The organism is Prosthecobacter fusiformis, assembly GCF_004364345.1.
Classification (GTDB): domain Bacteria; phylum Verrucomicrobiota; class Verrucomicrobiia; order Verrucomicrobiales; family Verrucomicrobiaceae; genus Prosthecobacter; species Prosthecobacter fusiformis.
On record NZ_SOCA01000026.1, the window covers coordinates 1 to 5,491 of the forward strand.

General features: G+C 51.0%; 2 tRNA genes and 3 rRNA genes. All 5 read right to left on the reverse strand.

The window, feature by feature from the left end:
- Positions 1-25: 25 nt before the first annotated feature.
- Positions 26-141: ribosomal RNA gene (gene rrf / locus EI77_RS23085) — 5S ribosomal RNA — on the reverse strand.
- 146 nt (positions 142-287) lie between these two features.
- Positions 288-3,132 (reverse strand): 23S ribosomal RNA (locus EI77_RS23090).
- Between the two features lie 210 nt (positions 3,133-3,342).
- Positions 3,343-3,419 (reverse strand) — tRNA-Ile (locus EI77_RS23095).
- 53 nt (positions 3,420-3,472) lie between these two features.
- Positions 3,473-3,548 (reverse strand) — tRNA-Ala (locus EI77_RS23100).
- A gap of 181 nt (positions 3,549-3,729) precedes the next feature.
- A 16S ribosomal RNA gene (locus EI77_RS23105) occupies positions 3,730-5,275 on the reverse strand.
- The 16S, 23S and 5S rRNA genes sit together here with 2 tRNA genes alongside, the layout of an rRNA operon.
- Between the last annotated feature and the right edge of the window lie 216 nt (positions 5,276-5,491).

Genomic DNA, 5,491 nt, shown 5'->3' on the forward strand with positions numbered 1-5,491 from the left:
CTTCATTGCTGAAGGAGGGGGTATAAACTGGCAGCGACCTACTTTCGCAGGGCCTATCGCCCAACTATCATCGGCGCAACAGCGTTTCACTTCCGTGTTCGGAATGGGAACGGGTGGTGCCACTGTGCCATGACCACCAGACTTCTGATCAGAGGTCATCCAAGCTTGCGCTTGTTTGAACTGGTCAGGTGTCTGAAGGCAAGGAACTCCAAGTTCCCTGACAACTGCATACAGGATAAAAAACAATTTCGGTCAAGGCAGACGGTGTGTCTGATTTGAAATGGAAGCAATGTAAGACAAACGGATGATTAGTATCTCTAAGCTGAACACATTACTGCGCTTGCACCCGAGACCTATCAACGTGGTAGTCTTCCACGATCCTTCAGGGAAAATTAATCTTAGGATGGGCTTGGCGCTTAGATGCTTTCAGCGCTTATCCCTTCCGCACATAGCTGCCCAGCGATGCTCTTGACAGAACAACTGGAACACCAGAGGTGCGTTAATTCCGGTCCTCTCGTACTAGGAATTAAACCCTTCAATTTTCCTACGCCCACAGAGGATAGAGGACCGAACTGTCTCGCGACGTTCTGAACCCAGCTCGCGTACCGCTTTAACCGGCGAACAGCCGGACCCTTGGGACCTTCTCCAGCCCCAGGATGCGATGAGCCGACATCGAGGTGCCAAACCTTGCCGTCGATATGAACTCTTGGGCAAGATCAGCCTGTTATCCCTAGCGTACCTTTTGTCCGTTAAGCGACGGCAATTCCACATTAAACCGCCGGATCACTTTGGCCCACTTTCGTGTCTGTTCGACTTGTTAGTCTCACAGTTAGGCTGGCTTATGCCAATGCACTCAACACGTGATTGCCAACCACGCTGAGCCAACCTTCGCGCTCCTCCGTTACTCTTTGGGAGGATACCGCCCCAGTAAAACTGACCGGCTGACATGGTCCCACGCCCGGATGACGGGCCGCGGTTAGATCGTTCAATACCCAAGGGTGGTGTTTCATTGATGGCTCCATGTAACCCGAAAGTTACACTTCAAAGCCTCCCACTTACGCTAAGCATGAAAACCAAACGACCAGTGACAGCTTACAGTTAAGGTGCATAGGGTCTTTCCGTCCTTCTGCGGGTAAGCAGCATCTTCACTGCTATTACAATTTCACTGAGCCCCTCGTTGAGACAGCGGACAACTCGTTACACGATTCGTGCAGGTCGGAACTTACCCGACAAGGAATTTCGCTACCTTAGGACCGTTATAGTTACGGCCGACATTCACGGGGACTTGGGTTCAGAGCTTCGCCTTACGGCTAACCCCTTGCCTTAATCTTTCCGCATTGGTCACGTGTCACATCGTATACTTGGACTTTCGTCTTGGCACAATGCTGTGTTTTTGATAAACAGTCGGTTGTCCCCTTTCACTGCGACCCAAATAAATTTGGGCATCCCTTCTTCCGAAGTTACGGGACTAGATTGCAGAGTTCCTTAACGAGGTTTCACTCTTACGCCTTGGTATATTCTACCCACCCACCTGTGTCGGTTTGCGGTACGGGCGGCCATGGAAAGGGGCACAGGCTTTTCTAGGCGCTCAGTTCAAGAGACCAGGATTGGATCGCTCCGCACCCTTCTGCCACTTTCAATCGGCATGCTCTCTCCCTTGACGCGAACCTGTGCTTTAACCATCACCGGTGCAGGAATATTGACCTGCTGTGCATCGCCTACGCCAAACGGCCTGGACTTAGCTCCCGACTAACCCTGGGATGAAAATCATTGCCCAGGAAACCTTGGGTTTACGGCGGACGGGGATTTCACCCGTCTTATCGTTACTTATGTCTGCATCCTCACTTCTGTAAACTCCACGGTCAGTCACCTTCACGCTTCAAGGCTTACAGAACGCTCCCCTACCAAAACATTGCCCTTGGACAATGTAGTCCAGAGCTTCGGTATAACGCTTATCGCCAATCATTTTCGGCGCGAGACCTCTCGATGAGTCAGCTATTACGCACTGTTTAAATGGTGGCTGCTTCTAAGCCAACATCCTCACTGTCAATGAGATCTCACTTCCTTTCCACTGAGCGTTATTTAGGCACCTTAGCTGCTGAGCTGGGCTGTTTCCCTTTCGACAATGAAGCTTATCCCCCACTGTCTTACTGCCATGCTTCGTTCGAGGGTATTCGGAGTTTGATTGAGGTTGGTAGGCGGGTATGCCCCCTAGCTCATTCAGTGCTCTACCCCCCTCGATAAGCGCATGACGCTGCACCTAAATACATTTCGGGGAGAACCAGCTATTACGGGGTTTGATTAGCCTTTCACCCCTACCCACAGCTCATCCGAGAACGTCTCAAGGTTCACCGGTTCGGTCCTCCACGTCCGATTAAAGACGCTTCAACCTGGCCATAGGTAGATCACCACCGCTTCGGGTTCAGCCCGTGCAACTTGTCGCCCTATTCGGACTTGCTTTCGCTCCGCCTCCATCCCAGAAGGACTTAGGCTTGCCACACAGACTGACTCGCAGACTCATTTTGCAAAAGGCACGCCATCACCGGACAAGCCGGCTCTGACACCTTGTAGGTATGTGGTTTCAGGTACTATTTCACTTCGCTCACGGCGGATCTTTTCACCTTTCCCTCGCGGTACTTGTTCACTGTCGGTCACCAGCGAGTATTTAGCCTTATGCCGTGGTCGGCACAGATTCATGCGAAGTTTCACGTGTATCGCATTACTCAGGGTACCTCTAGGCGTTGTTGAGTTTTCGGTTACGGGCCTTTCACCCTCTGTGGAGCGACTTTCCATCCGCTTCACCTAACTCTTCAACTGCCACGTCGAGGCCCTACAACCCCAGGAGGAAACCTCCTGGTTTGGGCTGTTCCGCTTTCGTTCGCCACTACTGACGGAATCGCTTTCGCTTTCTTTTCCTCGCCCTACTGAGATGTTTCACTTCAGGCGGTTTAGCGTCTCTGCTCCTATGTATTGAGAGCAGAACGATACGGTATGAACCGTATCAGGTTATCCCATTCGGAAATCCCCGGATCAGTGCCTGTTTGCGGCTCTCCGAGGCTTATCGCAGCTTACCACGTCCTTCATCGCCTGCTGGTGCCAAGGCATCCACTACATACCCTTTAAATCTTGCATTGCCCTAAAACCATTTCATTGGCCTTGCCTTTTCAGGCATGACCGAAATTGGATTTAGAACACACTTACTTTTTTCATTCATTACTTGTTTGAAACCTTTTTACAGGTCCCAACGTCTGGCTCTAATAAAATTGTTTCTTTTTCCTGTATGCAGTTGTCAAGGAACTATCAGTTCCACAAAAAACATTCTCTCTCGCATCTCTAACAAAATGGTGGGCAGGACTGGACTCGAACCAGTGACCCCCGCCTTATCAAGGCGGTGCTCTAACCAACTGAGCTACATGCCCTTTTGGAGTTGTGCTTACGTCACAAGTTCAATTGCCTAACCTCATCCAGCTTGTGGTGGAGGTTAGGAGACTCGAACTCCTGACATCAAGCTTGCAAAGCTAGCGCTCTACCAACTGAGCTAAACCCCCTGCTCAAGATGCTCTGATCTCAAAAACGAAAACTAAATTGTGCGCTGCAGTTTACTTCATACACAGATAACATTTGTGAGCGCTTTCGCGATTCACACACTTCTTTAATCATTTCTGATCAAAGGAAGTGTCGACCTTGTTCATATATTGAGTGTGAGACACTCATGAACATACTCCATAGAAAGGAGGTGATCCAGCCGCAGGTTCCCCTACGGCTACCTTGTTACGACTTCATCCCAGTCACCAGTCTTGCCTTAGGGCGCTGTCCCCTTGCGGTTGACTCACGCACTTCGGGCGAAACCAGCTTCCATGATGTGACGGGCGGTGTGTACAAGACCCGGGAACGTATTCACGGTACCGTAGCTGATGTACCATTACTAGCGATTCCAACTTCATGTAGTCGAGTTGCAGACTACAATCTGAACTGAGCCCAGTTTTACTGATTTCCTCCACCTCGCGGTTTCGGTTCACATTGTGCTGGGCATTGTAGTACGTGTGCAGCCCTGGTCGTAAGGGCCATACGGACTTGACGTCATCCCCACCTTCCTCCTCGTTGATCGAGGCAGTCTGATTCGAGTGCTCCGGTAAACCGGGTGGCAACAAATCACAGGGGTTGCGCTCGTTGCGGGACTTAACCCAACATCTCACGACACGAGCTGACGACAGCCATGCAGCACCTGTGCAAAGCGAGTATTGCTACTCTATCCGACTTTCATCGGAGACACAGTGCATGTCAAGACCAGGTAAGGTTCTTCGCGTTGCATCGAATTAAGCCACATACTCCACCGCTTGTGCGGGTCCCCGTCAATTTCTTTGAGTTTTAATCTTGCGACCGTACTTCCCAGGCGGCATACTTAACGCGTTAGCTCCGGCACAGGAAGGGTCGAATCTTCCCACACCAAGTATGCACCGTTTACTGCCAGGACTACCGGGGTATCTAATCCCGTTCGCTCCCCTGGCCTTCGTGCCTCAGTGTCAGTAACTGTCCAGTGACCTGCCTACGCCTTTGGTATTCCTCTCGATATCTACGCATTTCACTGCTACACCGAGAATTCTAGTCACCCCTCCAGTACTCTAGCACAGCAGTATCGGATGCAATTCCAGGGTTGAGCCCTGGGCTTTCACATCTGACTTACCACGCCACCTACGCACCCTTTACGCCCAGTGATTCCGAACAACGCTTGAGACCTCTGTATTACCGCGGCTGCTGGCACAGAGTTAGCCGTCTCTTCCTCTTGCGCTACCATCAATCTGCAAAGGTATTATCCTCGCAGCCTTGTTCACGCATGACAGGAGTTTACAATCCGAAGACCTTATCCTCCACGCGGCGTCGCTCCATCAGGGTTGCCCCCATTGTGAAAGATTCTCGACTGCTGCCACCCGTAGGTGTCTGGACCGTGTCTCAGTTCCAGTGTGGCTGGTCGTCCTCTAAGACCAGCTACCCGTCGTAGCCTTGGTGGGCCTTTACCCCGCCAACTAGCTGATAGGCCGCGGACCAATCGGGAAGTGACAGGCCTTGCGGTCCCCGTCTTTAGTCTCTCGACCACATGCGGTATTAATCCAAGTTTCCCTGGGCTATCCCCCGCTTCCCGGAATGTATCCACGTGTTACGCACCCGTTCGCCACTGAACATTCCTAGTATTACTACCAGAAATATCCCGTTCGACTTGCATGTCTTATCCACGCCGCCAGCGTTCGTTCTGAGCCAGAATCAAACTCTCCAAAAATTGGTGCTGACTTTAGTTTCCTTAAGTCAGCTAAATTGACCTTGCCATTCTTTCAGGCAAGCTGCGCATTCCATAACACGCAGCGCACAATTTAGCTTTCGTTTTTGTCTCTCCAAATCACTCAAACTCACTCAGCTTCCGCTTCGCTCATTCTCGCCAATCTGAAGATGTTGTTTTCTGAAAGATCACTTTCTGATTTCCACTCCGTGAACAACT